The 25618-nt window shown below is 61.7% G+C and carries 24 protein-coding genes; 15 read left to right on the plus strand and 9 right to left on the minus strand.

Annotated features, from left to right (window positions below):
- Window positions 1-62 precede the first annotated feature (62 nt).
- The 4 genes from LMT64_RS09965 to mnmG all read right to left on the minus strand — a co-directional run bounded on the left by LMT64_RS09965 (window position 63) and on the right by mnmG (window position 4472).
- Window positions 63-929, minus strand: coding sequence for a ParB/RepB/Spo0J family partition protein (locus tag LMT64_RS09965; RefSeq protein ID WP_126352594.1), 867 nt, complete (start codon window positions 927-929; stop codon window positions 63-65).
- Complete coding sequence (locus LMT64_RS09970; protein WP_126352592.1) at window positions 913-1662, minus strand: ParA family protein; 750 nt, start codon at window positions 1660-1662, stop codon at window positions 913-915. Before LMT64_RS09970 ends, LMT64_RS09965 begins: the two co-directional genes overlap by 17 nt.
- 96 nt (window positions 1663-1758) lie before the next feature.
- Entirely contained in the window at window positions 1759-2544 is a 786-nt protein-coding gene (rsmG, locus tag LMT64_RS09975) for a 16S rRNA (guanine(527)-N(7))-methyltransferase RsmG (protein ID WP_126352590.1), read from the minus strand.
- A gap of 113 nt (window positions 2545-2657) precedes the next feature.
- On the minus strand, window positions 2658-4472 hold the full coding sequence (mnmG, locus tag LMT64_RS09980) for a tRNA uridine-5-carboxymethylaminomethyl(34) synthesis enzyme MnmG (protein ID WP_126352588.1): 1815 nt from the start codon (window positions 4470-4472) through the stop codon (window positions 2658-2660).
- Window positions 4473-4873: 401 nt separating this feature from the next.
- On the opposite strand from mnmG, the gene LMT64_RS09985 reads away from it, so the two are divergent.
- The 7 genes from LMT64_RS09985 (at window position 4874) to dprA (ending at window position 12773) form a co-directional block, all read left to right on the plus strand.
- Window positions 4874-5980 (plus strand): thiamine pyrophosphate-dependent dehydrogenase E1 component subunit alpha, encoded by a 1107-nt coding sequence (locus LMT64_RS09985; RefSeq protein WP_126352586.1) that lies wholly within the window; start codon window positions 4874-4876, stop codon window positions 5978-5980.
- Window positions 5977-6993 (plus strand): alpha-ketoacid dehydrogenase subunit beta, encoded by a 1017-nt coding sequence (locus LMT64_RS09990; RefSeq protein WP_126352584.1) that lies wholly within the window; start codon window positions 5977-5979, stop codon window positions 6991-6993. Before LMT64_RS09985 ends, LMT64_RS09990 begins: the two co-directional genes overlap by 4 nt.
- Window positions 6994-7185: 192 nt before the next feature.
- A complete protein-coding gene (locus LMT64_RS09995; protein ID WP_126352583.1) occupies window positions 7186-8637 on the plus strand; it encodes a dihydrolipoamide acetyltransferase family protein in 1452 nt (483 codons plus the stop codon).
- A gap of 504 nt (window positions 8638-9141) precedes the next feature.
- The gene (locus tag LMT64_RS10000) at window positions 9142-9498 is read left to right on the plus strand and encodes a hypothetical protein (protein WP_229253204.1); all 357 of its coding nucleotides are present in this window, start codon (window positions 9142-9144) and stop codon (window positions 9496-9498) included.
- Complete coding sequence (locus LMT64_RS10005) at window positions 9498-10157, plus strand: response regulator transcription factor (RefSeq protein ID WP_126352579.1); 660 nt, start codon at window positions 9498-9500, stop codon at window positions 10155-10157. The genes LMT64_RS10000 and LMT64_RS10005 overlap by 1 nt, the downstream gene beginning before the upstream one ends.
- A gap of 35 nt (window positions 10158-10192) precedes the next feature.
- The gene (locus LMT64_RS10010) at window positions 10193-11596 is read left to right on the plus strand and encodes a sensor histidine kinase (RefSeq protein WP_126352578.1); all 1404 of its coding nucleotides are present in this window, start codon (window positions 10193-10195) and stop codon (window positions 11594-11596) included.
- A gap of 61 nt (window positions 11597-11657) precedes the next feature.
- Window positions 11658-12773 (plus strand): DNA-processing protein DprA, encoded by a 1116-nt coding sequence (gene dprA, locus LMT64_RS10015; RefSeq protein WP_126352576.1) that lies wholly within the window; start codon window positions 11658-11660, stop codon window positions 12771-12773.
- Between the two features lie 105 nt (window positions 12774-12878).
- Here the strand turns inward: dprA and LMT64_RS10020 are convergent, their stop codons facing one another.
- Window positions 12879-13439 (minus strand): DUF2231 domain-containing protein, encoded by a 561-nt coding sequence (locus LMT64_RS10020; protein ID WP_126352574.1) that lies wholly within the window; start codon window positions 13437-13439, stop codon window positions 12879-12881.
- 129 nt (window positions 13440-13568) lie between these two features.
- Between LMT64_RS10020 and LMT64_RS10025 the strand changes: the two genes are divergently transcribed.
- Window positions 13569-14312 (plus strand): FAD-dependent oxidoreductase, encoded by a 744-nt coding sequence (locus LMT64_RS10025; RefSeq protein ID WP_170166021.1) that lies wholly within the window; start codon window positions 13569-13571, stop codon window positions 14310-14312.
- Entirely contained in the window at window positions 14309-15289 is a 981-nt protein-coding gene (gene trmB / locus LMT64_RS10030; protein ID WP_126352571.1) for a tRNA (guanine(46)-N(7))-methyltransferase TrmB, read from the plus strand. Before LMT64_RS10025 ends, trmB begins: the two co-directional genes overlap by 4 nt.
- Window positions 15290-15328: 39 nt before the next feature.
- Here the strand turns inward: trmB and LMT64_RS10035 are convergent, their stop codons facing one another.
- Entirely contained in the window at window positions 15329-15745 is a 417-nt protein-coding gene (locus LMT64_RS10035) for a PIN domain-containing protein (protein ID WP_170166020.1), read from the minus strand.
- A gap of 28 nt (window positions 15746-15773) precedes the next feature.
- Between LMT64_RS10035 and LMT64_RS10040 the strand changes: the two genes are divergently transcribed.
- Complete coding sequence (locus LMT64_RS10040) at window positions 15774-16718, plus strand: class I SAM-dependent methyltransferase (RefSeq protein WP_126352567.1); 945 nt, start codon at window positions 15774-15776, stop codon at window positions 16716-16718.
- Between the two features lie 58 nt (window positions 16719-16776).
- Here LMT64_RS10040 and LMT64_RS10045 read toward each other — a convergent pair whose 3' ends face one another.
- Genes LMT64_RS10045 through dnaG form a run of 3 tightly spaced genes read right to left on the minus strand, consistent with a single transcriptional unit; the run spans window position 16777 to window position 19637 of the window.
- Window positions 16777-16977, minus strand: coding sequence for a hypothetical protein (locus LMT64_RS10045; protein ID WP_126352565.1), 201 nt, complete (start codon window positions 16975-16977; stop codon window positions 16777-16779).
- Window positions 16978-16980: 3 nt separating this feature from the next.
- Window positions 16981-17856, minus strand: coding sequence for a glutamate racemase (gene murI, locus LMT64_RS10050; RefSeq protein WP_126352563.1), 876 nt, complete (start codon window positions 17854-17856; stop codon window positions 16981-16983).
- 35 nt (window positions 17857-17891) lie between these two features.
- Window positions 17892-19637, minus strand: coding sequence for a DNA primase (gene dnaG / locus LMT64_RS10055; protein ID WP_126352561.1), 1746 nt, complete (start codon window positions 19635-19637; stop codon window positions 17892-17894).
- Window positions 19638-19963: 326 nt separating this feature from the next.
- Between dnaG and LMT64_RS10060 the strand changes: the two genes are divergently transcribed.
- The 5 genes from LMT64_RS10060 to gcvP all read left to right on the plus strand — a co-directional run bounded on the left by LMT64_RS10060 (window position 19964) and on the right by gcvP (window position 25553).
- Window positions 19964-20524 carry a type 1 glutamine amidotransferase domain-containing protein gene (locus tag LMT64_RS10060; RefSeq protein ID WP_126352559.1) on the plus strand — a complete coding sequence of 187 codons (561 nt, stop codon included), beginning with the start codon at window positions 19964-19966 and terminating at the stop codon, window positions 20522-20524.
- A gap of 132 nt (window positions 20525-20656) precedes the next feature.
- Window positions 20657-21718 carry a glycine cleavage system aminomethyltransferase GcvT gene (gene gcvT / locus LMT64_RS10065; RefSeq protein WP_211334192.1) on the plus strand — a complete coding sequence of 354 codons (1062 nt, stop codon included), beginning with the start codon at window positions 20657-20659 and terminating at the stop codon, window positions 21716-21718.
- A 54-nt stretch (window positions 21719-21772) separates the two neighbouring features.
- On the plus strand, window positions 21773-22135 hold the full coding sequence (gcvH, locus tag LMT64_RS10070; RefSeq protein WP_126352557.1) for a glycine cleavage system protein GcvH: 363 nt from the start codon (window positions 21773-21775) through the stop codon (window positions 22133-22135).
- Between the two features lie 50 nt (window positions 22136-22185).
- Window positions 22186-22683, plus strand: coding sequence for a shikimate kinase (locus LMT64_RS10075; protein WP_229253205.1), 498 nt, complete (start codon window positions 22186-22188; stop codon window positions 22681-22683).
- 26 nt (window positions 22684-22709) lie between these two features.
- The gene (gene gcvP / locus LMT64_RS10080; protein WP_229253206.1) at window positions 22710-25553 is read left to right on the plus strand and encodes an aminomethyl-transferring glycine dehydrogenase; all 2844 of its coding nucleotides are present in this window, start codon (window positions 22710-22712) and stop codon (window positions 25551-25553) included.
- Window positions 25554-25618: the final 65 nt, after the last annotated feature.

The raw sequence follows: 25618 nt of genomic DNA on the forward strand, positions 1-25618 counted from the left end.
GCCTAACGAGCAAAAAACAGAAGCGCTAGCGATCGGCCAGCGCTTCTGTTTTTTTGATGTATTTACTCGCCGTAACCGAGCAGGTCCAGCAGGCGGTCCAACTCCTCGCGGGAGGCGTAGTTCAGTTCAATGCGGCCTTTGTCCTCTCCCGTAATCTTGACCCGTGAACCCATCCGGCGGCTTAGGTCCACTTCAATCTGTTTGTAGGGTCGCGGCGGATTGACCTTGACAGGAGCTGCAGCACGTTCCCGGCGCAGAGCCTCAGCCTCACGCACATTCAGACCGCGCTTGCGAATCTGCTCCAGCGCCCATAAGCGGTCTGCATCGGGCTGGGCCAGGATGGCACGGGCGTGCCCAGCGCTGATTTCCCCAGCCTCTAGGGCTTGCAGGGCCTCGTCGGGCAGGCTGAGGAGCCGCAGAGCGTTCGCCACGGTGCTGCGGCCCTTGCCTACAGCCTGAGCCACACCTTCTTGATTCAGGCCATGTTCCATCAAGGTGCGGTAGGCGCGAGCCTCTTCCAGTGGCCCCAGGTCTTCGCGCTGAAGGTTCTCGATAATCGCGATTTCCAGCGCCTCACGGTCACTCAAATCACGGATGATGACGGGTAATTCCTGCACGCCAGCCAATTGAGAGGCCCGCCAACGCCGCTCACCGGCCACAATTTCAAAGGCATCTCCCCGTGGGCGGACCAGCAGCGGCTGCAAGATACCCTTCTCGCGGATGCTCTGTGCCAACTCGGCCAATGCAGTGGGTTCAAATACTTGCCGTGGTTGATAGCCCGCCTGGATGACGCGGCTGGTTGGTAGCAGCTGTACGCCCCGGCCGACAGGCTCACCTGTCTCAGTGTCTTTGGGACGTGCGCCCTCCTTGCGGCTGAGCAGGGCATCTAGTCCCCGTCCCAGACTGGGCTTTTTAGAACTTTTCGACACGCTGGATGACCTCCTTGGCCAGACGCTGATAGGCCGACGCTCCCAGTGAGTTCGGGGCAAACAGGTTAATGGGCTGTGCGTAACTGGGCGCTTCTGACAGCCGGACATTGCGTGGAATCACTGCTGCAAATACCAGTGGGCCGAAATGCTGGCGTACAGTCGTCTCTACCTCCTGCGCCAGATTGGTGCGGCCATCGAACATTGTGAGAACGACGCCCAACACCTTGAGCTGTGGATTCAGCGCTTCTTGGACCCGCTCTACCGTTTCCATCAGGCCAGCCAGCCCTTCTAGGGCAAAATATTCGGCCTGAAGCGGAATAATCAGCCGCTGTGCCGCGGCAAGCACGTTGACCGTGAGCGGCCCCAGGCTGGGGGGGGCGTCAATAATCACCATGTCGTACCCAGCAATACTGGCCAATAGGCGTGACAGAGCGTCAGGATCATCGGCCAGTTCCACTCCGGCTCCGGCGAGGTCAGGTGTGGCGGGCAAGACTGATAGCCCCGGCTGGACCGAGGGCTGAATGTATTGCTTTACCTGCCCTGGGTGGCCCAGAGCTTCGTACAGGCCATGTTCGGCATCACGAAGACCCAGAGCACTCGTGGCATTGCCCTGAGGGTCCATGTCCAGCAACAGGACCTGCTGCCCCTGCTCGGCCAGGAAAGCAGCCAAGTTCACCGCTGTGGTGGTTTTGGCTACCCCTCCCTTCTGATTGACGATTCCAATGATATTCACTTGATGATCCTGTTCAGCTGATGGGTGTGGGAGGAAGTGCGGAGAATTTTGGAGGAGTGAGGTATGGCCTCCGGAGGCGCCAGTTTGAAAGTCACATCACTCATTTCCCAGAGGTCGTTTGTTGGGGATGCCAGGGCGGCGTGGGTATTTGGCAGGTGTGGGAGCGACCTTGTGAACTTGGACCAGTGCACGGGCGTCCCCCAGGAAGGGCAGATGAGAACGCTGAATGGGATGTAATTCTCCGCCAAGCAGCGAAATAGCCCGCTCTCCCTGGGCCACTTCTGCATCTTCCAGCTGTCCTTTTTGTGCGATCAGCCAGCCACCTTCCTTAAGCAGCGGGAGAGCTAACTCAGCCAGAACAGGCAAAGAAGCCACGGCCCGCGTGACCACAACATCATAGCGGCCCCGGTGTATAGGATCCTGTCCCAAATCTTCAGCGCGGCCACTCAGCCCCCGCACAGTCAGGCCAAGCGCCTCAGCAGTGCGTTCGACAAAAGCGACTTTTTTCTGAGTGGCGTCCATTGCTGTCATCTTCAGGGCGGGACAGCTGATCGCCAGAGGCAAGGCTGGGAATCCCGCTCCTGTACCCAGATCCAAGACCTGCAGGCTAGACCTTTCTGGTTCCTTCCAAAGTGTCGCCTGAAGAGCGCCCAGCGAATCCACAAAATGTTTCAGCACCACGTCCCTCTCACTGTGGAGCGCAGTCAGGTTCATCTGGGTAGCTCCCTGACGCAAAAGGCCATATAGGGTAACGAACTGCTTCAGTTGGGCGGGACTAAGGGAAACACCTAGCGCCTGTGCACCTTCATGCAACAGATCAAGGGCCTCACCTGAGAGTTCAGTACCAGAAGGGGCGGAGTCGGCTAGGGCGTCGGCAGGCATTTGAGACTAGTATAACCAGCTCAGCTACGAACATCATTGCATTGATGTTTCACATGAAACATCGCGGTAACAGCCCAGGGGTGTTTCATGTGAAACACTTTCTCTATCAGGAGTCATGCTTGGATTCTTTCCTGTCCAGAGCGCTGTTTCAGATGGACCAATAATGCACTGATATCAGCATGGCGCACGCCATTGACACGGGTGGCTTGTTCAATGGTGTCAGGCCGGAACCGTAGGAGCTTCTCACGGCCTTCCAGGGACAGCGAAGGTACAGCGCCGAAATCCACATCCCGGAGGCTGAGCTGTCCAGCTTTGGCCTCGGCGTCCAGTTGCCTGCGGGCCCGGTCAATGTAGCCGGCATATTTCACGCGTATTGCAACGGCTTCCTGTTCCTCACGGCTCAGGTCGGGAAGGGTCACGCCGCGCTCCAGTAACTCGCTGAGCTGAACCTCTGGACGCTTCAGCCAAGTGTCGGCTGGTTTGCCATCCAGCTTGGTCCGGGTCAGGGCTTCTATGCCGGCAGCGACTCGGGCATATTTGGCCTGAACCTGGGCCAGCCGCTCCACCCCAACCAAGCCCAGTTCATGACCACGGGGGGTCTGACGTTCATCGGCGTTGTCCTGGCGGACCAGCAAACGGTGCTCGACTCGGCTGGTCATCATACGGAAGGGTTCATCGCAGCCTTTCAGCATCAGGTCGTCCAGCAGGACGCCCAGATAGCCGTCGGCACGGCTGAAAGTGAGTTCCGGTAGGTCGGCGGCGCGGCGGGCGGCAGCGGTTCCGGCCACCAGTCCCTGAATGGCCGCCTCCTCGTAGCCACTGGTGCCGTTAAGCTGTCCAGCGGTGTAGATGCCGGGCAGCAACCGCGACTCCAGATTCATGCTCAGCTGCGTAGAGTCCACTACGTCATATTCCACGGCATAGGCATAGCGCTGAATCACCGCCTTTTCAAAGCCGGGCAGCGTGCGGACCAACTGATCTTGCAGCTCTGGGGGCAGGCTTGATGAAAAGCCCTGCAGGTACACCTCGCTGGTCTGGAGGCCTTCAGGCTCCACAAACAGCAGGTGACGGTCATGGTGAGCAAAGCGCATGATCTTGTCCTCAATGCTGGGGCAGTAGCGTGCGCCTGTGGCGTCTATATCTCCGGCGTACATGGCCGAGAACCCAATGTTCTCCTGCACAAGTGCATGGGTCTGCGGAGTGGTGTGGGTTTGCCAGGTGGGGGAAGACTCAGCGTGGGGGCCAGGGGTACCGGTAAAGGAACGCGCTGGAACGTCGGCGGGGATGATATCCAGCCCAGCAAAGTTCACCGAGTCTGCGCGCACGCGTGGGGGAGTGCCGGTCTTGAAACGTTTGAGGCCATGTCCAGCCCGTTGCAGGGCTTCGCTGAGAAAGCGTGAAGGTGGCTCACCCTGCCGTCCCTCGTGCCGTGATTGACGCCCATACCAAGTGATGCCACGCATGAAGGTGCCTGCTGCAATCACCACGCTCCTGGCCCAGAAGCGCCGTCCGTCGGTCGTGATCACCCACCAGCCACCCTGACCGTCACTTTCCAGATCGGCCGCCTCACCGCGTAGAACATCCAACTCTGGCACAGCCAGCAGAGCATCCTGCGCCACACTGGCATACAGGTCACGCTCGTTCTGCACCCGCAGGGATTGCACGGCTGGCCCCTTGCTGGCATTCAGTACACGGGTGTGGATGGCCGTCTGATCAGCCAGTGTAGGCATCAATCCACCCAGGGCCTGCAGCTCAAACACCAGCTGGCTTTTGCCGGGGCCACCGACCGAGGGGTTACAGGGCATTCGCCCGATGGTGGCCGGATTACCAACCAGCATCGCTGCCCGACCAAACTTGGCCGCAGCCCACGCGGCTTCGATTCCCGCATGGCCGCCGCCGATCACAATGACGTTCCAGCCGCTCTTCATAAGGCTCAGCTTAGAGTGCTGCACCGGGGGCCAATGTGTGCTGACAGGGGACGTGGTGGGGGTGACGTGATGGGTCCGGCAAGGCAGGGCCTAAAGCGGATTTTGACAGTTGTAACCCAGCAAGGCAGAGCAACACCCACGCTTATAAAAACACAGCTCATATTCCGTGCGACCTGATAGCCGAATAGTGCTTGGGGCCGTCCAGGGCGCGATTCTGCTGGCCCGTAGTCGTGCTTCACTCTCCCCTGATCGTGATGGTAGAGGAGGGTACTTGCGCTATCATTCACAGCGAACGTTAATTCTCACGTCTGCCCCGCTGGGATCTGGCTTTCCGGACACCCAACCTGTGTGTGGCCCAGGAATGGGACCAGTCTGGCGAGGGCGCGGCCAAGGAGGCATACATGATCCAACCATTCACCCAGCGCCCGATTCAGTGGGTGTCTGATCAGGGCGAGCTGCTTCAGGATTTGCCTGAGCGCTACACTCCTGAATTCATCCGTGAGCTGTACCGTCATATGCTGCGCGCCCGTGAAATGGACCGCAAATTGATTCCCTTGCTGCGCCAGGGCCGCACCAGCTTTTATGCTCAGGCACACGGGATGGAAGCCACCCAGGTCGGCCTGGCACTGGCTTGCCGCTCTGGACACGACTGGTGGTGGCTGTATTACCGTGACCATCCCATCATGCTGACGCTAGGTGTGCCGATGTTGCAGATCGTCAGTCAGATTATGGGAACGGCGTCGGACAGCTGCAAAGGCCGTCAGATGCCCCACCACTTCTGCGCCAAGGAATACAACGTGGCGTCCATTAGCTCCAGCATCGCTTCGCAGATTCCGCCGGCCACGGGTACGGCGATGGCTCAGAAGTACCTGGGTACGGATGAAATCACGGTTTGTACTTTTGGTGATGGTGCAACCAGTGAGGGTGACTGGCACGCCGGGGTCAACATGGCCGCCGTGAGTCACGCTCCAGTGATGTTCGTCTGCGAGAACAACCAGTGGGCCATCTCTACAGGTGTGGCCGATCAGACGGCCAGCGAGACCATCCACATCAAGGCGCGTGCCTACGGGATGCCTGGCTACTACGTAGACGGCAACGATGTCATTGCGGTGCTAGAAGTCATGAGCCACGTGGCCGATCAGATTCGCAGCGGTGAAGGTCCGGCGATGGTCGAAGCCCTGACTTACCGTGTGGGATCGCACTCCAACGCCGACGCTGACGCTGAGAAGAACTACCGCACCCGCGAAGAGGTGGCTGAATGGACCGCCCGTGATCCTCTGGAGCGGATTGAGAAGCTGCTGCAGAACATGGGCCATCCCATCAGCGAGGAAGAAAAAGCTGCGATGGTGGGGGAAGTGGGCGACGAAGTGGCTGCTGCTATTGATGAGGCTGCGGCCAGTGGCACACCCGACTGGGACCTGATGTTCCAAGACGTGTACGCCGTGCAGCCCCCACACTTGGCCGAACAAGAAGCCTATGTACGTGCCGAACAGGAGGCCCTGGCATGAGCCTGACCGTAGAACGCCCCCAGGCCGAACTGGGCGAAACCAAAACGATGAACTTGATCGGTGCGATCACTGAGGCGCTGGACGAAGAACTGGCCCGTGACAAGCGGGTCCTGGTCTTTGGTGAAGACGTTGGCCCACGTGGCGGTGTATTTATGGCTACCGCAGGCCTGACCGAGAAGCACGGTCTGGACCGCGTCTTTAACACTCCACTGTCCGAAGCGGCGATTGTGGGAGCGGCGGTAGGTATGGCCATACGTGGCCTGCGCCCCGTGGCAGAGATTCAGTTTGCCGACTATATGGGTCCCAGTTTTGACCAGATTCTGTCTCAAGCTGCCAAGGTCCGTTACCGCTCCGGCGGACAGAACACGGCCCCGATGGTGATCCGTACGCCCTCGGGCGGTGGGGTAAAGGGTGGACACCACCACAGCCAGAGCCCTGAGGCCTATTACACCCACATGGCCGGCGTGCAGGTCGTGATGCCCAGCACCCCCTACGACGCCAAGGGCCTGCTCAAAGCGGCCATTCGCGGCGAAGACCCAGTGATCTACTTTGAACCCAAGCGGCTATACCGCGCTGCTAAGGGTGAATTACCGCTGGCCGACTACACCGTGCCTATCGGCAAGGCTGCCGTGCGGCGCGAAGGTACTGACCTGAGCATCATCGGCTACGGCGGCGTGATGCCCGACGCCATCAGTGCTGCCGAGGCTCTGGCCGAAGCAGGCGTACAGGCCGAAGTCATTGACCTGCGCTCGCTGATGCCCTGGGACAAAGAGGCCGTGCTGAACAGTGTCGCCAAGACCGGCCGCGCCGTCCTGGTCAGCGAAGCGCCGCGCACCTCCAACTTCATGGGTGAAGTGGCCTATTCCATTCAGGAAGAACTGTTTGACCAGTTGCTGGCTCCGGTGATTCAGGTGGCGGGCTTCGATACGCCTTATCCCTATGTGCAGGACAAGATTTACCTGCCCAGTGGGAACCGAATCGCCAACGCCTGCGTCCGGGTGCTGAACTACTGATCTCCTGAAGGTCTCCAGCCAAGCGGGGCCGGGGACGCCATTCGGCCAGGGCCTTATCACTCTGGCCGGGTGTCCGCCCAGGCTGACCGCCTGATCAAGCGGGACTGTTAAGCTGAATCTGCATTTGACTTCAATTTCCGTGTGCCACTGCTGCTAGCCAGAATGGGTGCGCCGCAAAATCAAGGAGAAAACATGAAAGAAGTACTGTTGCCGGAACTGGCCGAGAGCGTGGTCGAGGGTGAAATTCTCAAGTGGATGGTGAAAGAGGGCGACACCGTCACTATTGAGCAGCCGCTGTGCGAAGTGATGACCGACAAGGTGACGGTGGAATTGCCCAGCCCCTACGCTGGTACTGTCACCAAGCTGCTGGCCAAGGAAGGCGATGTCGTCGCCGTTCACGCCGCCATTCTGACCATTGATGAAACAGGGGGAACCGCAGGCGCCAGCGCGGATGTTGCACCTACCCCTAGCCCCGAGCAGGCCATTCAGGACAGCGGTGAGAACCCCACCACCAGTGATGAGCAGTTGCCTCAGCAGGCCCAGGAAGAGCGCTCTATCGTGGAAGCTGGTCACATTGCCGGGTCGGACGACTCGGCCAGCCTGTTCAAAGCCTTTGAAGGCGGCGGCGCTGTCAAGGTCCAGGGACTGAATCAGGGGGGAACCCCTTCACCGGCCGCGCGGGAAGCTGGTCATACTGCTGCAGTGACCGGCCGTGTGCTGGCTGTTCCGGCCGCCCGTCAGCTGGCCCGTGAAATGGGCATTGATCTGGGCCAGGTGCAGGGCAGCGGTCCCAATGGTCGCATCCGCATTGCCGATGTCGTGAACCATGGCAGCGCAGGTCAGGCACAATCCCAGGCTGCTGCACCTGCTACGGCGGGTGGTCAGGGCGGCTTGCCCGTGGCCCCGGTGCAGTACCGCACGCCCAAAGGCTACGAGCATCTTGAAGAGCGTGTGCCGCTGCGTGGGATGCGCCGCGCCATCTCCAACCAGATGCAAGCCAGCCACCTCTACACGGTCCGCACCCTGACGGTGGACGAGATCAACATGACCAAACTGGTCGAATTCCGCAGCCGCGTCAAGGATCAGGCTGCTGCCGACGGCATCAAGATCAGCTACCTGCCGTTTATCTTCAAGGCCGTGGCTGCCGCTCTCAAGAAGTACCCCAGCCTGAACACTTCCTTTGACGAGGCCACTCAGGAAATTGTGCAGAAGAGCTACTACCACATGGGAATGGCCGTGGCGACCGATGCGGGCCTGACGGTGCCGGTGTTGCGTGACGTGGACAAGAAGTCCGTGTACGAGCTGGCGGGCGAAGTGGTGGATCTGGCCGCCCGTGCCCAGGAAGGTAAGCTCAAAGGCGACGAGCTGGCGGGCAGCACCTTCTCCATCACCAACATCGGCAGCATTGGCGCGCTGTTCTCCTTCCCGATTATCAACGTTCCTGACGCCGCCATTCTGGGCATTCACTCCATCCAAAAGCGCCCCATCGTGAACGAAAACAACGAGATCGTGGTGGCCCACATGATGTACATCTCGCTGTCCTTCGACCACCGTCTGGTGGACGGCGCTGAAGCAGCGCGCTTCTGCAAAGAAGTGATCCGCCTGCTGGAGAACCCCGACCGCCTGATGCTGGAAGCGATGTAAGCCACAAGTTCTTGGACTGAAGCTGCTCCGGGAAGCGCTGCCCCCTATTTTGCAGGGGCAGCGCTTTCTTTTATGCCCTGACACGCTTCTAGATTGTCGCTGTGCAGGCACTTCCGCAAGGACACTCTCAGATCAACCGAGTAGCTACCGGGTGTAAGCCGCGTCGTTTTGGACTTGGCGGGTCCGCCCATACTCGCTGCCGCTCAGTAAAGATGACGCCATCTTCACCTGTCAGCTCCTCAAGAATCTTCAGCCTGCCTCAAGGTTGTCTGGAGGCCCGTCACGTCGCCGTCAGATTGAATGCCTATGCTAGAAGGCATAAGAGTCGTGTCTGACCTGAGGAGGCCAGCGCCTGAGTCAAAAACCCAATCAACCTGACTCAAATATTTTAGGCGTTGCTCAACCTCAGACGGGTAACGTGGTTTTTTCCCTAGCCTTACTTCTTTTGAGATGGAGTCTGAAATGTTTGACCAAATTGCTAAAAAATATATGCCCCATAAGTGGGTGACGTGCGTCCTCACCTTGCTGGCCTTCAGCGGTCTGGCTGCGCCCGCTTCGGCACTGGAAATGATGGTCTGGGACAGCCAACTGCAAACCAAACTGGCTTACGGCGAGTCCGAAAATGGTGTCTTACGTGGCCAGGTGGTGCGGGGTGTGGCGGATGACGTGATCATTCTGTTCTCCAAAAGTGATCTGGAACGTGGCCGCGCCCAGTTCGCGCCCCTGCGTGCCCGTTATGAAGGTGAAATTCGCGGCGGACAGATTATGATCAAGGTGCCCGGCGGCCTACAGACGCTGGAACAATTCCTGATGCCTTACCGCCTCAAGCTGAGCCTGACTGAGACTTCCGGAGGAAGATAATGCTGCCCCAACTGCTGCTGGTCGAAGATGATCCCCACCTGGGGCCATTGCTACGTGACTATCTGGACGCCGATTATCAGGTCTACCATGCCGCCACGCTGCGGTCTGCCGAGGACTGGTTGGGCACCCATGCTCCACAATTGATCCTGCTGGACCTGAACCTGCCAGATGGGGACGGTCTGGACTTGGTCGAGCGCTTGCGGCAGTATTCGTCCACGCCAGTGCTGGTGCTGTCGGCCCGCAGTGACGTGCAGCAGCGGGTGGCGGGGCTGAATGCCGGAGCCGACGATTACCTGACCAAGCCCTTTGCCATGCCAGAGCTGGAAGCGCGGATTACGGCGCTGCTGCGGCGTACCGCTTCGGGTGGAGGCGTGAACCTGGGCAACACCAGCCTCTCCACCAGTTCGCTGACCATGACCATCGGTGAGCAGCACATCAACCTGACCGAGCATGAGGCCCGCATTCTGGAACTGATGATGCGGACCCCTGAGCGGGTCTTCAGCCGCGCTGACATAGAGTCCCATCTGTACGGCTGGGAAACCCCCAGCTCCAATTCGGTAGAGGTGCGGATCTCGCAGCTACGTAAGAAACTGGACGGCGCGGGGTCAGACCTCCGTATTCGGACCATCCGTAACGTCGGCTACGTGCTGCAAAGCTGACTGCCAAGCGGCTGAGGGCCGTGTAAGGGGCAAGCATGGCCCAGTTCAACCAACCGATCCCTGCCCTGAGCAGCGCCAAGGTGGCCTGGCACAAGAGCCTGCGCTTTCGCCTGGCGTTAGCCTTCAGTCTGGTCACGCTGACGTTGGTGTCAGTGGTGGGTTTTGCGATGATGGGCTTCTTGCTGCGCGGTATGGAGAATCAGTTCGATATGCGGCTGACCGACCGCGCCGATACCCTCTCGGTGCGGCTGAGTGATGCTTCTGCCGGGCTGGGAGAGTCGCTGGTTCCAGCCCTGGACAATTTCTCGGCGGTGCTTGATGAGCAGGGCAATGTCTTCGTGATGCCTCAGAACACCCCCCTGCCTTTTGCACCTGGCGACCCTTTGCCCTTCCCGACCGAGGGTGACTTCAGTGTGGGCAACGTGCCGATGCGTGGCGTCTCCCGTGAGCTGACGGGATTTTTCGAGGGGCAAATGCTCTGGGTGGCCCTACCCAGTGAACCGCTGCTGGACGCCCGTGAAGGGGCCACCCGCGCCATGCTGCTGGCGGTGATCATTACGCCTTTGCTGACCCTGCTGTTCGGTTACCTGTTGGGTCAGCACATGCTGCAACATCTGGGCCGCGCTGCCGCCTTGGCTGACCAGATCAGTCCTTCCAAGAATATGGCCGCGCTGCCGCTGCCAGATCGCCCCGACGAAGTTCACCGCTTGATCTCTGCGATTAACCGCCTACTGGTCCGTATAGATGCCCAGCAGCACCGTGAAAAAGCGCTGCTGGGCCAGATCGTCCATGAGTTGGGCGCACCGCTGACGGTGCTCAAGGCCACGCTGGACCGTGCGGGTGAACGTACCGGTGATCCGGAAATTCAGAAGGCCGCCCTGGTCACCGATGAACTGACCTTTACGACCCAGGACCTGATGCAGTTGGCCCGCGGCGAACTGGACCTGAAACTGGTTTGGCACCTCATCCCGGCCCAGGCACTACGTGATCGCCTGGAGCGGCTGGTGCCGGGGACCGAGTACGCAGGTGACTGGAACGGCATGATTCTGTGTGACCCGGACCGCCTGACGCAGGCACTACGGAATCTGCTGGCCAATGCCCGGCGTGCCGCCGGACCAGGAGGCTGCGTGTGCCTGACGTTGCAGGCAGTGGGTGAGCAGCTGGTCTTCACGGTGCGTGACAGCGGGCCAGGCTTACCTGATGCCTTAGGCGAGAGCATCTTTGACCCCTTTGTTAGCGGCAGCGGCTCGAGTGGCCTGGGCCTGAGTGTGAGCCGTCAGATTGCCCAGATGCACGGTGGGCAGCTGACTGGGGGCAATGGTGCTGAGGGCGGAGCTGAATTTCGCCTGAGCATACCTGACGCCCTGCTGGCCGATGAAAGCGACGAACTGGAGGAGCTGGATGAACTGACTTTGGGAGAGGGACTGGTGAGAGGCTGAAAGCGCAGGGATTCATTTCTGGGAGGCTCAAGGTCAGCCAGCCACCCGTTATGCTTGAACAGTGAGTCGCTTTCCATCTGACCCGGCGCTGGATCAGTCGGCTGAGCTGCGGGCCCTGCTTGCCCTGCGGTTGACCCCAGGGCTCGGGCCACGCCGGATTGAGGCCTTGCGGCAGCACTTCGGGTCGGCGGTAGGCGCATTGGCGGCACCACCATCAGCCCTAAGTGGAGTGGAGGGGCTGGACCGACGCTCGGCAGCTGCAGTCACCAAACCTGCCTACGACGCAGCTGCACAGGAGTTGGAACGGGTGGCTCAAGCCCGCAGCGAGGGCAAAGATATTCGGCTGCTAGGACGTGGGTTCCCTGACTACCCACCTGCTCTGGAAGCCCTGGGTGACCCACCAGCCGTGCTGTGGGTGCGCGGTCCACTGCCCGACTTGCCTGCGTCACCGTATACGGTAGGGATTGTCGGCACCCGTGGGGCCAGTCCCCATGCTCTTAGCCTGACCCGGCAGATCGCCACTGACCTGAGCTCTGCAGGGGTCACGGTGGTGAGTGGCCTGGCACGGGGAGTAGATACCGCGGCCCATACCGCAGCAGTAGAGGCCGGAGCGCTGAGTATCGGTGTGGTGGGGACTGGGGTGGACCGGGTGTACCCGGCTGAAAATGTGGATCTGGCCCGCCGTCTGAGTCTGGTCAGTGAGTACCCACTGGGCACTGGACCACAGGCCCATCACTTTCCCCAGCGCAACCGTTTGATCGCGGCCCTGTCCAGCGCCGTGTTGGTGGTGGAGGGAGAGCTGAAATCCGGCTCCTTGATTACGGCCACACACGCGCTGGAGTGTGGCCGCACGGTGTTTGCCGTCCCAGGCCGCGCGGGCGATCCCCGGGCGGCTGGCCCTCACCGCCTGTTGCGTGAAGGCGCCGTGCTCACCGAATCCGCTGCGGACATCCTGACCGAACTGGGGTGGACAGGCGTAGGGGGCACATCTATAACCTCTCCACCCGATCTGCCCGGTGAACAGGCCGCCGTGCTGGCGGCCCTGACCGAACCCCGTACACTGGATGATCTATCAGCACAGACGGGGCTATCTCTCAGCGACTTGCAAACCACGCTGATGATGCTGCAACTGGCTGGACATGCTGAGGAAAGCGGTGGGCGCTGGCTACGGCGCTAAGGCGGCAAAGAAGAAATGCGCCACGGATCATGCCACCGCGGCCCTCTTCGGGTCCTGCCAGGCAGAGTGAATGACCTGTCACGCCCTATGCATCGGCCACAACTTTTACCCCATGCGGTGGCGGTAAACCAGTTGCCCACCCAGCATCCCGCCAGCCAGCGCCAGACCCAGGCCAGCGCCGCTGAGGGCCTTCCCAAGCCCGCGTCGCCCTTTTTTACGGGCTATCAGTGATCCTACATTCAGCAAAAAGGCTGTTTCATTCAGTGCCCCATGGATCAGGCCAGTGCGCCGGGCCTGACCTCTGGCGGTGGACCATTCCACCCAGCCGGTCGCAACGGCTCCAGCCCCGCCTACCGTGCCCAGCAGCAAAGCGGTATCGGCAGCTTTCTGGTATTGCTGGCGCTTCTCTGGTGTATTACCCAGCGGCGCGAAGTCCAGCAGCGCTGCGATCATCCAGCCGCCCAGCGGGAGATGGACCTTGATCGGATGTACCGGGTGGCCCAGCCAGTCGCCGCGTAGGGCAGCCACTACGGCAGGGGGGAGGGTGTGCAGCGCGCTCTGGAGAGTGTGCTGAAAGTTGAGGGCCAGTTGGTCCAGTGTGGCGCTCTCGGTGATGGTGTCTTCAATTCGGTCACTGAGGCTGGATTCTTGGAAGATCAGGTTCATGGCTTGCCTCCGGTTGTAGGTGAGGTGTCGTCAGGTCCAGGCTTGGAGTTTGAGGTACGGTCAGTCTAGGCAGTGAGCCTGGGCCAACTTCCAGCCTGAGCTTGCCGGATGCTTTACACTTGCCCCTTGATGAGTGAACCGCGTACTCCCCGCAGTCAGCCGCAGCCTGGGCACGTGTACGACACGGCTGTGATCGGTGCTGGCCTGGCCGGGTCCGAACTGGCCTACCGCTTGGCGCAGGCGGGCCAGGACGTGTTGCTGGTCACGCAGGCGCTGGACCATGTGGGTAACTTATATGCCCCCACCCTGACAGGCGCGGCGCTGCCTGCAAACAGTTGGATCGGGTCCGTGGCCGCCGAGCTGGGACCAGCCGCCGATACCTGGACCTTTCACCGCCGCCTCAAGGAACGGCTGGAGGAAACGGACGGCCTGCATCTGCTCCAGAGTACGGTGACGGCGCTGAACGAAGAAAGTGACTTGGTACGCCTGAGCACTTGGGAAGGGCCGACCCTGACGGCGCGGCGGGCGGTGCTGGCCGTGGGTGCCTTTCTCAAGGGCCGCCTGTTGGTGGGCGACACCCTCGAAGATGCTGGGCGACTGTCCGAAGTGGCCTATGACTTCCTGGCCGATGACCTGGCCCGCAGCAGTGTGTACCTGACCGGCGCCGCGCAGGAGGCGCAGGGCGTTGAGGGCGCCCCGCCTTACGAGGTCCGCTTTCTGACTTTGCACGGCAGCGAGTTGGAGGGTTTCCGCCTGAGCCGTTTCGATCAGGTGTATGCCCTGGGCCGCTGCACTCCGGCGGGTGATTCCTACGCTGCCGTACTGAACGCCGCCGCGCAGCTGGCCGCCGAATTGCGGGAGGGGCAGGCATGATCTACCGCTTGGGCGATTTCCAGTTTCCGAGTGATCCGGCGTCGCTCTATCCGCAGACAGCAAACCGTCCCTGGGTGCTGGAAGTGGGATTTGGGGATGGTCGCTTCTGGCCGCATTACGCACAGACGTTCGTAGAGCCGCCCAACTACCTCGGCGTGGAGATCAGCGGGGTGTCACTGCTCAAGGCCCACCGCCGACTGCGCCAGGCTGGTCTGGACAACACCATCCTGACCAAGCTGCCCGCCGAAGTGCTGCTGCCTGAAGTGATTCCGCATGGGGCACTGGACGCCATCGTTGTGAATTTTCCCGATCCCTGGCCTAAGGCGGGTCACGAGGAACACCGACTGCTGCGCGTGCCCTTTTTCCAGGTGGCAGCCAGCCGCCTCAAGCCAGGCGGCGCAGTGCTGCTGACCACCGACCATGAGGAATACTTTGCCTTCGCTTGTGCCCAGGCCGAGGCCAGTGGGGTGATGCGGGTGGAGTTGACAGGCCCGCCACCCGCCGCCCTGGAAACCAAGTACGCCCTCAAGTGGCGTGACCTGGGCCTGGAAGCGCAGCACGCCCGCTTTGTGCCGACCCAGCATTCCGCCGTGCCACACCGTGTCTACTTGCCCTATCCCGCCACCCCGGAGGACCCTGCCGTGCCCCACAGCATCATCCAACTGCCTGCCACCTTTGACCCTGCCACCTTCGCCAAGCACACGGCCCGTGACCCACGCGGCACCTGGACCGTGGTGCTCCTGGACCTGTATGCCAGCCTACGCCGGGACGGCTGGGTGGCACTGGCCCATGTGGTGGAAGGCGATCTGACCCAGGAAGTCCTGATTGACGTGACCAACCGTGCCGACGGCAGCACGCTGGTGCGCCTGGGCCGTTTCGGTGGACCGATCATCACGCCGGGGGTTAAGGCCGCAGTAGGCGTTCTGACCGATCAGCTGGCCGAGCTGGGTGCTGAAGTGCAGCACCGGGGATACTGAGAGCTACGCATACCTGTCGCTACAGCCGCCTTCGCCGACTCAGGTGGAACGCACCCGGTGCACCCGCACGGTCTGAGGCAGCATGTCCAGCTTGAGCGCCTCCCAGTGGCTGTGTGCCGTGATCACGGGGACATCCAGTCGGGCGGCCATCGCCAGGGCGTAGCGGTCCCCCAGTGACAGGCCAGACTGCGGTCCTAGGGCAGCCAATTTGCCGGCCATTTCGGCGTCTTGGTCCTGACCCACATCAATAAAAATGACCTTCTTGAGCCGTGCGGCAACCACATCCGGCTGGTGTATGTCGGCGCGGCGCGAAAGCTGTGTCAGCATCTCGGTCCAGGTGGCGGCGTGCATGGCGGAGTGTTCCAGCAATTCGGCCACAGCGTCGACGCCGGGTTTGTTGAGAACATAACTGAGCAGCGAACTGGCATCCAGCACGCAGCGGGTGGGCGGGGTCATGGGGGCCATTGTAAACTTACCCTTCCCTATGAATGCTGAGCCTGACCTTGATCTGTCCCACCCCGATTTCGGCGGGCAGCCGCTGGCTCTCCTGCTGCCGGCCCTACGCGCTGCCTTACGGGCGGCGGACGAAGTGAGCTTCATCGTGCCCAACCCGGACCTGGGTCTGGGCCTCTACGCCGGCGAGTCAGGTCCCGTGGGGCTGCACCGTTCCTGGGCGGTCTGGACAGATGTGGCGGATCTGCTGGACGCGCACCTGCTGACCCCACGTCTGCTGAGTGGTGGAACCCAAGTGCGGCTCACCTTACGGCGACGCTCCGGAGCGCTGGACACCGCCCAAGGCTACGGCCCGGACAGCGAATTTGCCCGTGCCGACAAGCTGGAAGACCCTGCATTTCTCCTGTCACTGGTGGAAGCCCTGCGCCGGGTGGCCCCACCTCCGGGTGGGCGGGTGCTGGCACTGGGTGTCAACGCTGGGCGTGAGTTGGACGCACTGGCGCTGGCCTTTCCCGAGCGTGCCAGTAGCCTGGAAGTGGTCGGCGTGGATCTGGACGCTTCGGCGCTGGCGTTGGCGCAGCGGCGGCAGCGGGCAGCCACCTTCTTGACCGCAGACGTCAATGCGCTACCTGCCGGGTTGGGCCGCTTTGATCTGGTGCTGGCCCTCAGCGTGCTGCAAAGTCCGGGGGTAGATTTGGACAGGGTACTGCGCTCGCTGCACCGTGAGCATCTGACTCCGGGCGGCGGGCTGGTCCTCGGCTTTCCGAATGCCCGCTACCGGGGCGGTGAGCTGAGTTACGGGGCGCGGCTGCGCAATTTTGCCCGCCCCGACCTCAGCCTGCTGTTTGCCGATGTGGCTCAGAGTCGCCGGTATCTGCACAAGCACGGGTTCAAAGTCTTTGTGACGGGTAAATACGAGGTGCTGGTCACCGCTATTCCGGCAGCTGCGCGGACGCCGGGCGATCTGGAGTTGTAGGCATGAAAAGAGGGCGGCACTGCCCTAACAGCGTCCGCCCTTCCGCTATTGCCGAACCTTAGAGGTCTTTGAGACCTTCAAGGTTCTTGTCGAGTTCCGCCAATTTCTCCTGCGGATCGGCGTCAGAGTCCAGGCCGTTGGCATCGGCGTTGCCAGTGGCGCCCTGCATTCCCTCGGTGATCTCGGTCTGCTGGTCGGTCTCCACGTAGCCGCTGGTGGGCGTTTCATTGTCGCGGGTGGTGTCATCTGATTTGGTCATGGTTCAGTGTGTGCCCTGAGAGCCAGCAGATGTTGAGGCTTCGCCCAAGTCGCCATTTATATCCACCGGATTTGGTGTGCAGACACTCGCTTGCACCGTGACCTCCTCACCTACCAGCTGCGACATGACCGGCTGCGCGGCCTGCGCATCGCCCGTGACCAGGTAGGTGATGATTCCTCCGACTGTACCTTCGGGGGCCAGCCGGCCGGCTGCGTCCAGCACGCGCCGGGTCTGCCGGGCCACTGCCCGTCCCGAGTCAATCAGTGTGAACTGCTCCCCGAACTCGCGCCGGATGCTACTGACCAAATAGGGATAGTGGGTACACCCCAACACCAGTTGGTCGGCTCCGGCTTCGGCCAATGGACGCAGTAACTCACGTAGCAGGGCGCGGGCATCGTCGCTGTCTGCCGCGCCGCGCTCGACCAGTGGGACCAACTGGGGACTGGTGGTCAGCATGACCTCTACGCCCCTGGTTACAGCCCACTCGGTCAGCAGGTCTTGCAACACATTGCCGCGTAGGGTGGCGGGTGTCGCCATGACCCCAATCACGCCACTGCGGGTACGTTCGGCTGCCGGTTTGACGGCAGGGACCAGCCCCACGATTGGCCAGTCGGGCAGGACCTGGCGTAGATGCTGTAGTCCATAAGCCGAAGCCGTATTGCAAGCCACCACTAAAGCCTTGCAGCCCCGTGCCTGCAAGTAGCGGGCTGCTGTTTCGGTCAGGCGGCGAATTTCCTCGTCGCTGCGGTCACCGTAAGGGACGTGGGCAGTGTCGGCCAGGTAGGTGAAGGACTCCTGCGGCAGCTCGCGGCGCAACTCGGCCAGCACGCTCAGGCCACCCACCCCACTATCAAACACCCCGATGGTTGCCTGGCTCACGGCGTCATCATAGCGGCTACCACCGGAGCCAGCACCTACGCTCCGTGCGCCCGTGCCCGCTTTTCGGCCTCAATGGCCCGCTGTAATTCGGTAATCTGCCGCAGGATGCCCGCCTGCTGGGGCGGTGGCGCTTCCAGCAGTTGAGACTTGAGCAACTGCACTTCGCTGCGCAGTGACTCGATGCTCAGGCCCACTTGAATGTCGTCCACCGCCGCTGCCGCGTAGGTCTGCTGCTTGGCCTCGTACTCCTCGTGACCGGCCCGCGAAATGTTGCCGCTCTGGGTGTTCTCGAACATCAGGCGGATCAGTTGGCTTTCTTCGGGTTGCCCCCGGAACACACTCATGATGTCGTCGGTGCTCTGGGCTCCCTGGGCGGCCAGCATCACCTTACGGACCAGTTCGTTGCGCCAGCCCAGGGTACCGTCCAACTTGGCCAGCAGCCTGGGATCCACCAGCAGTTGGCGCAGCAGGGCCAGCTCGCGGTCTTCCTCCTGTCCACCGCCGCGGCTCATGCCCGCGATGTGGGTGTCGGTCAGCGTGCGGCGCTTGGCCTTGGACCCGATCCAGTCCAGCAGCGCCTGCGGGCGAATGTCCAGCAGTTCGCAGACCTGCGTGCGCATCTTCTCGGCCCCATCGTCTAGAGGATCAAGGTTCTGCATACGTGGCAGCAGCTCCATCAGGATGCGGCGCTTGCCGTCGCGGGTGTCCAGGCCATAGCGGTCGCGGGCGGCCTGCACCCGGTAGGTGCTTTCGTCCAGGCCCCCGCTCAGTGCCCGCTGAATACTGGCCGTGTCACCTTCGCGCAGTGCGTCGGCGGGGTCTTTGCCACTGGGCACCGAGGTGGCCCGCACCTGAAAGCGGGCACCCAACGTCTGATCCAGGCCCGACAGGGTGGCCTTGAGGCCCGCCTCGTCGCGGTCGAACATCAAGACCAGTTCGCGGGCACCCAGCCGCTCCAACAGCGTGGCGTGTTCGGCCGTCAGCGCCGTGCCCAGGCTGGCGACGGCCCCAGCAAAGCCGTGCTGCTGGAGCGCGATCACGTCCATATAGCCCTCGGCCACAATGAGGGGTTGGCCGTCTTTCAGCACGTTGCGGGCGCGGTGCAGGCCATACAGCAGCTCGCCTTTTTTGAAGGCGTCGGTTTCGGGGGTGTTCAAATATTTGGGTTTGGAATCGTCCAGCACGCGTCCGCCAAAGCCCACCAGCCTTCCTAGGTGATCACGGATCGGGAACATCACGCGGTCACGGAAGCGGTCGTAGACCCGGCCCTGTTCGTTCTGGGTGAGCAGCCCGGCGTCCAGCAGTTGACGCTCACTCAGGCCGTGTGCCCGTGCGCGCTGCAGCAGACCGTCCCAGCCGCCTGGGGCGTAGCCCAGTTCAAATTCCTGAATGACAGCGTCAGTCAGGCCACGGCCCTGAAAGTAGGCCAGCGCTGTCCCCGTCAGATGCTCGCGGAAGTAGCTCAGCGCGAAGTCGTTCACGTCGTACAGGTCGCGGCTGACCCGTTCGCCATATTTCTGTTCCAACTGGACCCCGGCCCGCTCGGCCAGCTTCCGTAAAGCGTCCCCGAAGCTGAGGTGCTCCATCTCCTGTACGAACTTGAACACATCACCACCGGCCTTGCAGCCAAAGCAGTGGTAGTAGCCCTGTTCGGCGTCTACATGGAACGAGGGAGACTTTTCCTTGTGGAAGGGACACAGGCCCTTGAGGCGGCCCCGGCCAGCGGGGGAGAGGCTCACATACTCACCGATCACGTCGGCGATATTCAGCTGATCACGCACGTCTTCTTTGGTTCCGATGGTTCCTCACCCCCTTTCAGGGTCCGTAGGCCCTCTTATGCCAGGTCATCAGCCTAGCGGCGAGCGTCTCTCCAGATGACGACAAGCGCCGCAAAAGTAACTTTGGGCGCTATTGGTATTCAGCTTTCTTACCTTACGCTGCCTACCCCAGAGCAACCGAGAGCCTCCCCACTTGACAAGCTTCAGGCCAGTGCCCCTCACGGGCACTCCCTCTCGATGAGGGGGCGTAAAGACTCCTTCAAGACGCCGTAAATCCCCTTTAGTGGGGAGGTCATGCAGTTCATGGCTGCCGCAGGCACACTGCTCACATGAGTAAACTGATGGGCAAGAAAATCGCCATCCTGGCGACTGACGGTGTAGAGGAGATCGAACTGACCAGCCCCCGCGGGGCGATTGAGGCTGCGGGCGGGACCACCGAGCTGATCAGCCTCAAGAGTGGCGAGATTCAGTCGATGAAGGGTGACCTTGAGCCGCAGGGCAAGTACGCCGTAGACAAGACCGTGGCCGAAGCGAACATCGCTGACTACGCTGGCTTGTTGCTGCCCGGCGGCACGGTCAACCCCGACAAACTGCGCCTGGACGACGCCGCCATGAAATTCGTGCGCGACGCCTATGATAAAGGCCTACCTATCGCCGCGATCTGTCACGGTCCCTGGAGCCTCAGCGAGACTGGGATCGCGAAGGGTCTGAAGATGACTTCCTGGCCCAGCCTGCAAACCGAGCTGAAGCTGGCTGGGGCTGAGTGGGTAGACGAAGAGTGCGTGACCGATAAAGGCGTGGTGACCAGCCGTAACCCGGACGATCTGCCTGCCTTCAACAAGAAGATCATTGAAGAATTCGCTGAGGGCGATCACAGTAGTCGCCGCTAAGGGCGCTGAACACTTCTAGGGTCCAGGAACGAGGGTTCCCTGGACCCTTTCACGTTGTCCCTGTCCAATGCGACCGGACAGTCTCGCTCCCCATTCCCGAGCCGGTAGGTCCGTCTCCGGTACAGTTGGAACGTGGACAACCAAAATCTGAAGAAGACGCCTCTGCACGCGGCGCATCTGCGCTCTGGTGCGCGAATGGTGCCGTTTGGTGGCTGGGACATGCCGGTGCAGTACGCGGGGCTGAAAGCCGAGCACCAGGCGGTCCGTGAGAACGTGGGCATGTTCGATGTTTCGCACATGGGTCAGTTTCGCTTCAGCGGCGCCGGTGCGCTGGACTTTTTGCAGTACGTCACGCCCAACGACGTGAGCAAGCTGAAACCCGGCCGCGCCCATTACAACTGGCTGCCCAATGATCAGGGCGGTCTGGTGGACGACATCTTTATCTACCAAGCAGGCGAGCAGGAATACCTGATGGTCGTAAACGCCGGCAACATTGCCAAGGACTGGGAGCACCTTCAGGCGCTGGCCGGGGACTACGACGTCCAGATGACCGACGAGTCGGATCAGTGGGTGCTGATTGCCGTGCAGGGCCCCAAGGCCGCCGAGACGTTGGACCCTCACACCGACGCCGACCTGATCGCCGCCAAACGCAACAGCTTTTTTGCAGGCCGCTTGCTGGATCATGACGTGTTTTTTGCGCGTACCGGCTACACCGGTGAAGACGGCTTCGAGGTGTTCGTGAAAGCCGATGAGGGCGAAGCCCTATGGGACGCCCTGGTGACCCTGGGGATCACCCCCGCTGGCCTGGGCGCACGCGACACCTTGCGCCTGGAAGCCGGGTTTCCGCTCTACGGCCACGAGTTCGGTGACAACATTCACCCGCTGAGCAGTACCTATTCCTGGGTCGTCAAAGACAAGCCGTATCTGGGCCGCGCTAAGATGGATGAGGCTCCCCGCCAAAAACTGATTGGCCTGAAACTGGACAAAATTCCCGTGCGGGAAGGCTACTTGGTGTATCAGGGCGCAGAGAATGTGGGTCAAGTGACCAGTGGCAGTACCAGTCCGACACTGGGCCACCCGATTGCCATGGCCCTGGTAGACGCGAATGCCGCTGATAGTGAGCAGTTTGAGGTGGAGGTGCGTGGCAAGCGTCATCCTGCTGAGCGCGTCGAGATTCCCTTCTACAAGAAATAAAAACGGCAAGAAGTTATTCCACCCCTACAATCAACCAAAAAAGGAGACACCAGCATGACCAACCCCACCGAACTGAAGTACGCATCCTCCCACGAATGGCTTGCAGGCGACGGCAAAGTCGGCATCACCGAGCACGCTCAGGACCAACTGGGTGATGTGGTGTATGTGGAGCTGCCTGAAGTGGGCCGTGAAGTGACCGCCGGTGAAGCCGTGGCCGTGGTCGAGTCGGTCAAGACCGCTTCTGACATCTACGCCCCTGCCAGCGGCAAGATCGTGGCCGTGAACGAGGAGCTGGAAGGCAGCCCCGAAAAGGTCAACGAAAGCCCCTTTGAAGGCGGCTGGCTGTTCCAGATGGAAGTAAGCGAAGAAGGCGAAGGCCTGATGGACGCCGCCGCTTACACCGCCGAGAACGAGTAAGTCCACGCCAACAAATGTCCTCAGAAGCTAAAGTTGTCCAACGTAAGCTGGTGGCTCCTGGAGCAGAGAAGGTCATCTTTGTTACGGGGATGTCTGGCACGGGCAAAACGACTGTGCTTGAGCGACTGCGCCAGCTTGGATTTGAGACGGTGGATACCGACGAGGAAGGCTGGGGCGAAGAGGTTTGGTTCCCTGATGAGGGCCGTACAGGTTGGGTCTGGAAAGAGAAGAGGATCGCTTATTTGCTGGCACAGCCGCGCCAGACGCCCTTGTTCCTGAGCGGCACAGTCTCCAACCAGGGCAAGTTCTATCCTCAATTTGACCATGTCGTACTGCTGAGCGCTCCCACCGAGGTCATGCTGGAGCGGGTGCGGGAGCGTACCAACAACTCTTACGGCAAAACTGCTGATCAGCAAGCAGAGATTCTTGAATACACCCGTACGGTAGAGCCTTTGCTCAGGCGTGGAGCTGACCTCGAAATCGACACAGCCCATGCTTCGGCTTCAGAGGTGGCTGAACAACTTATTCAGTTGGCTCAGACCCCGTAACGCCCATCTCCTAAGGAGTGATTCCCATGACCCGTCTACATGACCTGCTGCAAACCGATGACTTTATCCGCCGCCATATCGGCCCCAGCGCCGAGGAGCAGGCCGAGATGCTGAACCTGCTGGGTGTAGCCAGCCTCGACGAGCTGACCGAAACGACCCTGCCGGAAGCCATTCAGTTTAAGGGCGACCTGAAGGCGGGTGCTGGCGTGACCGAGGCGCAGGCACTGGCCGACCTGAAAGCCGTGGCGCAGAAGAACAAAGTGTTCCGCTCCTACATCGGCATGGGGTACTCCGGCACGCACGTTCCTGGCGTGATTCTGCGGAACATGCTGGAAAACCCCGGCTGGTATACCGCCTACACGCCCTATCAGGCCGAGATTTCGCAGGGCCGCCTGGAAATGCTGCTCAACTTCCAGCAGACCGTGCAGGACTTGACCGGCATGCCGGTGTCCAACGCCTCGCTGCTCGACGAGGCCACCGCCGCCGCCGAAGCCATGACCCTCGCCAAGCGTCAGGGCAAGACCAAGGGCAACGTGTTCTACGTGGCTGACAACGTGCACCCGCAGACGCTGGACGTGGTGAAGACCCGCGCCGAGTACTTCGGCTTCGAGGTGCAGACCGGCCACGCAGACAACATTCCCGCCGAGGCGTTCGGCGTGCTGGTGGGGTACCCCGGTACTCATGGCGAAATTCTTGACCTCAAGCCCATTGCGGACAAGGCCCACGAAGGTGGCGCGGCGCTGATTGTCGCCACCGACCTGCTGGCCTGCGCCCTGCTGACTCCTCCCGGCGAGCAGGGGGCCGACATCGTGGTGGGCAGCGCCCAGCGCTTCGGCGTGCCGATGGGCTTCGGCGGGCCGCACGCGGCGTTCCTGGCCTGCCAGAAGGGCTTCGAGCGCTCCATGCCGGGCCGCGTCATCGGTGTGAGCAAGGACGCCCGGGGCAACACGGCGCTTCGCATGGCGATGCAGACCCGCGAGCAGCACATCCGCCGCGAGAAGGCCACCTCCAACATCTGCACCGCGCAGGCGCTGCTGGCGAACATGGCCGCCGCCTACGCCGTGTGGCACGGGCAAGAAGGCATCCGGACCATCGCCGAGCGCGTCCACCGCATGACCGGCATTCTGGCGAAGGCGCTGAACGACGCCGGAATCCAGGCGAATGAAACCTTCTTCGACACGCTGACCTTTGAAGGCGGGCAGGACATCCAGAGCCGCGCCGAAGCGAAGGGCATCAACTTCCGCATTCAGGATGGCAAAGTCGGCATCAGCCTCGACGAAACCGTGACGGTGGGAGACCTCGCGGACATCATCGAAGTGGTGACGGGCCAGCAGGCCGACGTGCAAGGGCTGGACGCCGAAGCGGTGGACGGCATCCCCGCCGACCTGAAGCGCCAGAGCGAGTACCTGACGCACCCCGTGTTCAACACGCACCACTCCGAACACGCCATGCTGCGTTATCTCAAGACGCTGGAAAACAAGGACTACAGCCTCGTTCACGGCATGATTCCGCTGGGCAGCTGCACCATGAAGCTGAACGCCACCACCGAGATGATTCCGGTGACTTGGCCCGAGTTCGGGAGCCTGCACCCCTTCGCGCCCGAATCGCAGACCGAAGGGTACGCCGAAATGCTGGCCGAGCTGGAGCGCTGGCTGGCCGACATCACCGGCTACGACGCCGTGTCCATGCAGCCTAACTCCGGGGCGCAGGGCGAGTACGCGGGCCTGCTGGTCATCCGCAAGTATTTCGAGGCTCAGGGCGAGGGCCACCGCAACATCTGCCTGATTCCTGCCTCCGCGCACGGTACCAACCCCGCCAGCGCCGCCATGATGGGCATGCAGGTCGTGGTGGTCAAAACCGACGAGAAGGGCAACATCGACTTCGACGACCTCAAGGCCCAGGCCGAGAAGCACAGCGAGAACCTCGCTGCGCTGATGATTACCTACCCCTCCACCCACGGCGTGTACGAGGAAAACGTGAAGGACGTGTGCGACCTGATTCACGCGCACGGCGGGCAGGTGTACCTCGACGGCGCGAACATGAACGCGCAGGTGGGCATCGCCAAACCCGGCCTGATTGGCAGCGACGTGAGCCACCTGAACCTGCACAAGACCTTCGCCATTCCGCACGGCGGCGGCGGCCCGGGCATGGGGCCGATTGGCGTCAAGGCCCACCTCGCACCGTTCCTGCCTAACCACGCGGTGCGCCCGACCAGCGAGAGCCAGACCGGGGCCGTCAGCGCCGCGCCCTACGGCAGCGCCAGCATCCTGCCCATCAGCTACCTGTACATCAAGCTGCTGGGGGCCGCCGGCCTGCGCCAGAGCACCCAGGTCGCGCTGCTGAGCGCCAACTACATTGCCAAGCGGCTGGAAGGCGCGTACCCCGTGCTGTACACCGGCAAGGGGGGCCGGGTGGCGCACGAGTGCATCATCGACATTCGCCCGCTGAAACAGGCCAGCGGCATCAGCGAGGAAGACATCGCCAAGCGGCTGATGGACTACGGCTTCCACGCGCCCACCATGTCCTTCCCCGTGCCCGGCACCCTGATGATCGAACCCACCGAGAGCGAACCCAAAGCCGAACTCGACCGGTTCATCGACGCCATGCTTCAGATCCGCCGCGAAATTCAGGAAGTCCAGGACGGCACCATGGCCGCCGCCGACAGCCCGCTGAAGCACGCGCCCCACACCCAGGCCGACCTGATGGACAGTGACTGGAACCGCGCCTACAGCCGCGAAACGGGAGCCTTCCCCAGTGCCGCGCAGAAGGCGTGGAAGTACTGGCCCGCCGTGAACCGCGTGGACAACGTGTACGGTGATAGAAACTTCGTGTGCTCCTGCCCGCCGATTGAGGCGTGGGTGGGGGCTTGAGGTAAGTTGAGGTAAGTAGGGATGGAAAAAGGGGCAGCCTCCGAGGGGTGGAGGGCTGCCCGAAA

Origin of the sequence: Deinococcus radiophilus (genome assembly GCF_020889625.1) — a bacterium.
Classification (GTDB): domain Bacteria; phylum Deinococcota; class Deinococci; order Deinococcales; family Deinococcaceae; genus Deinococcus; species Deinococcus radiophilus.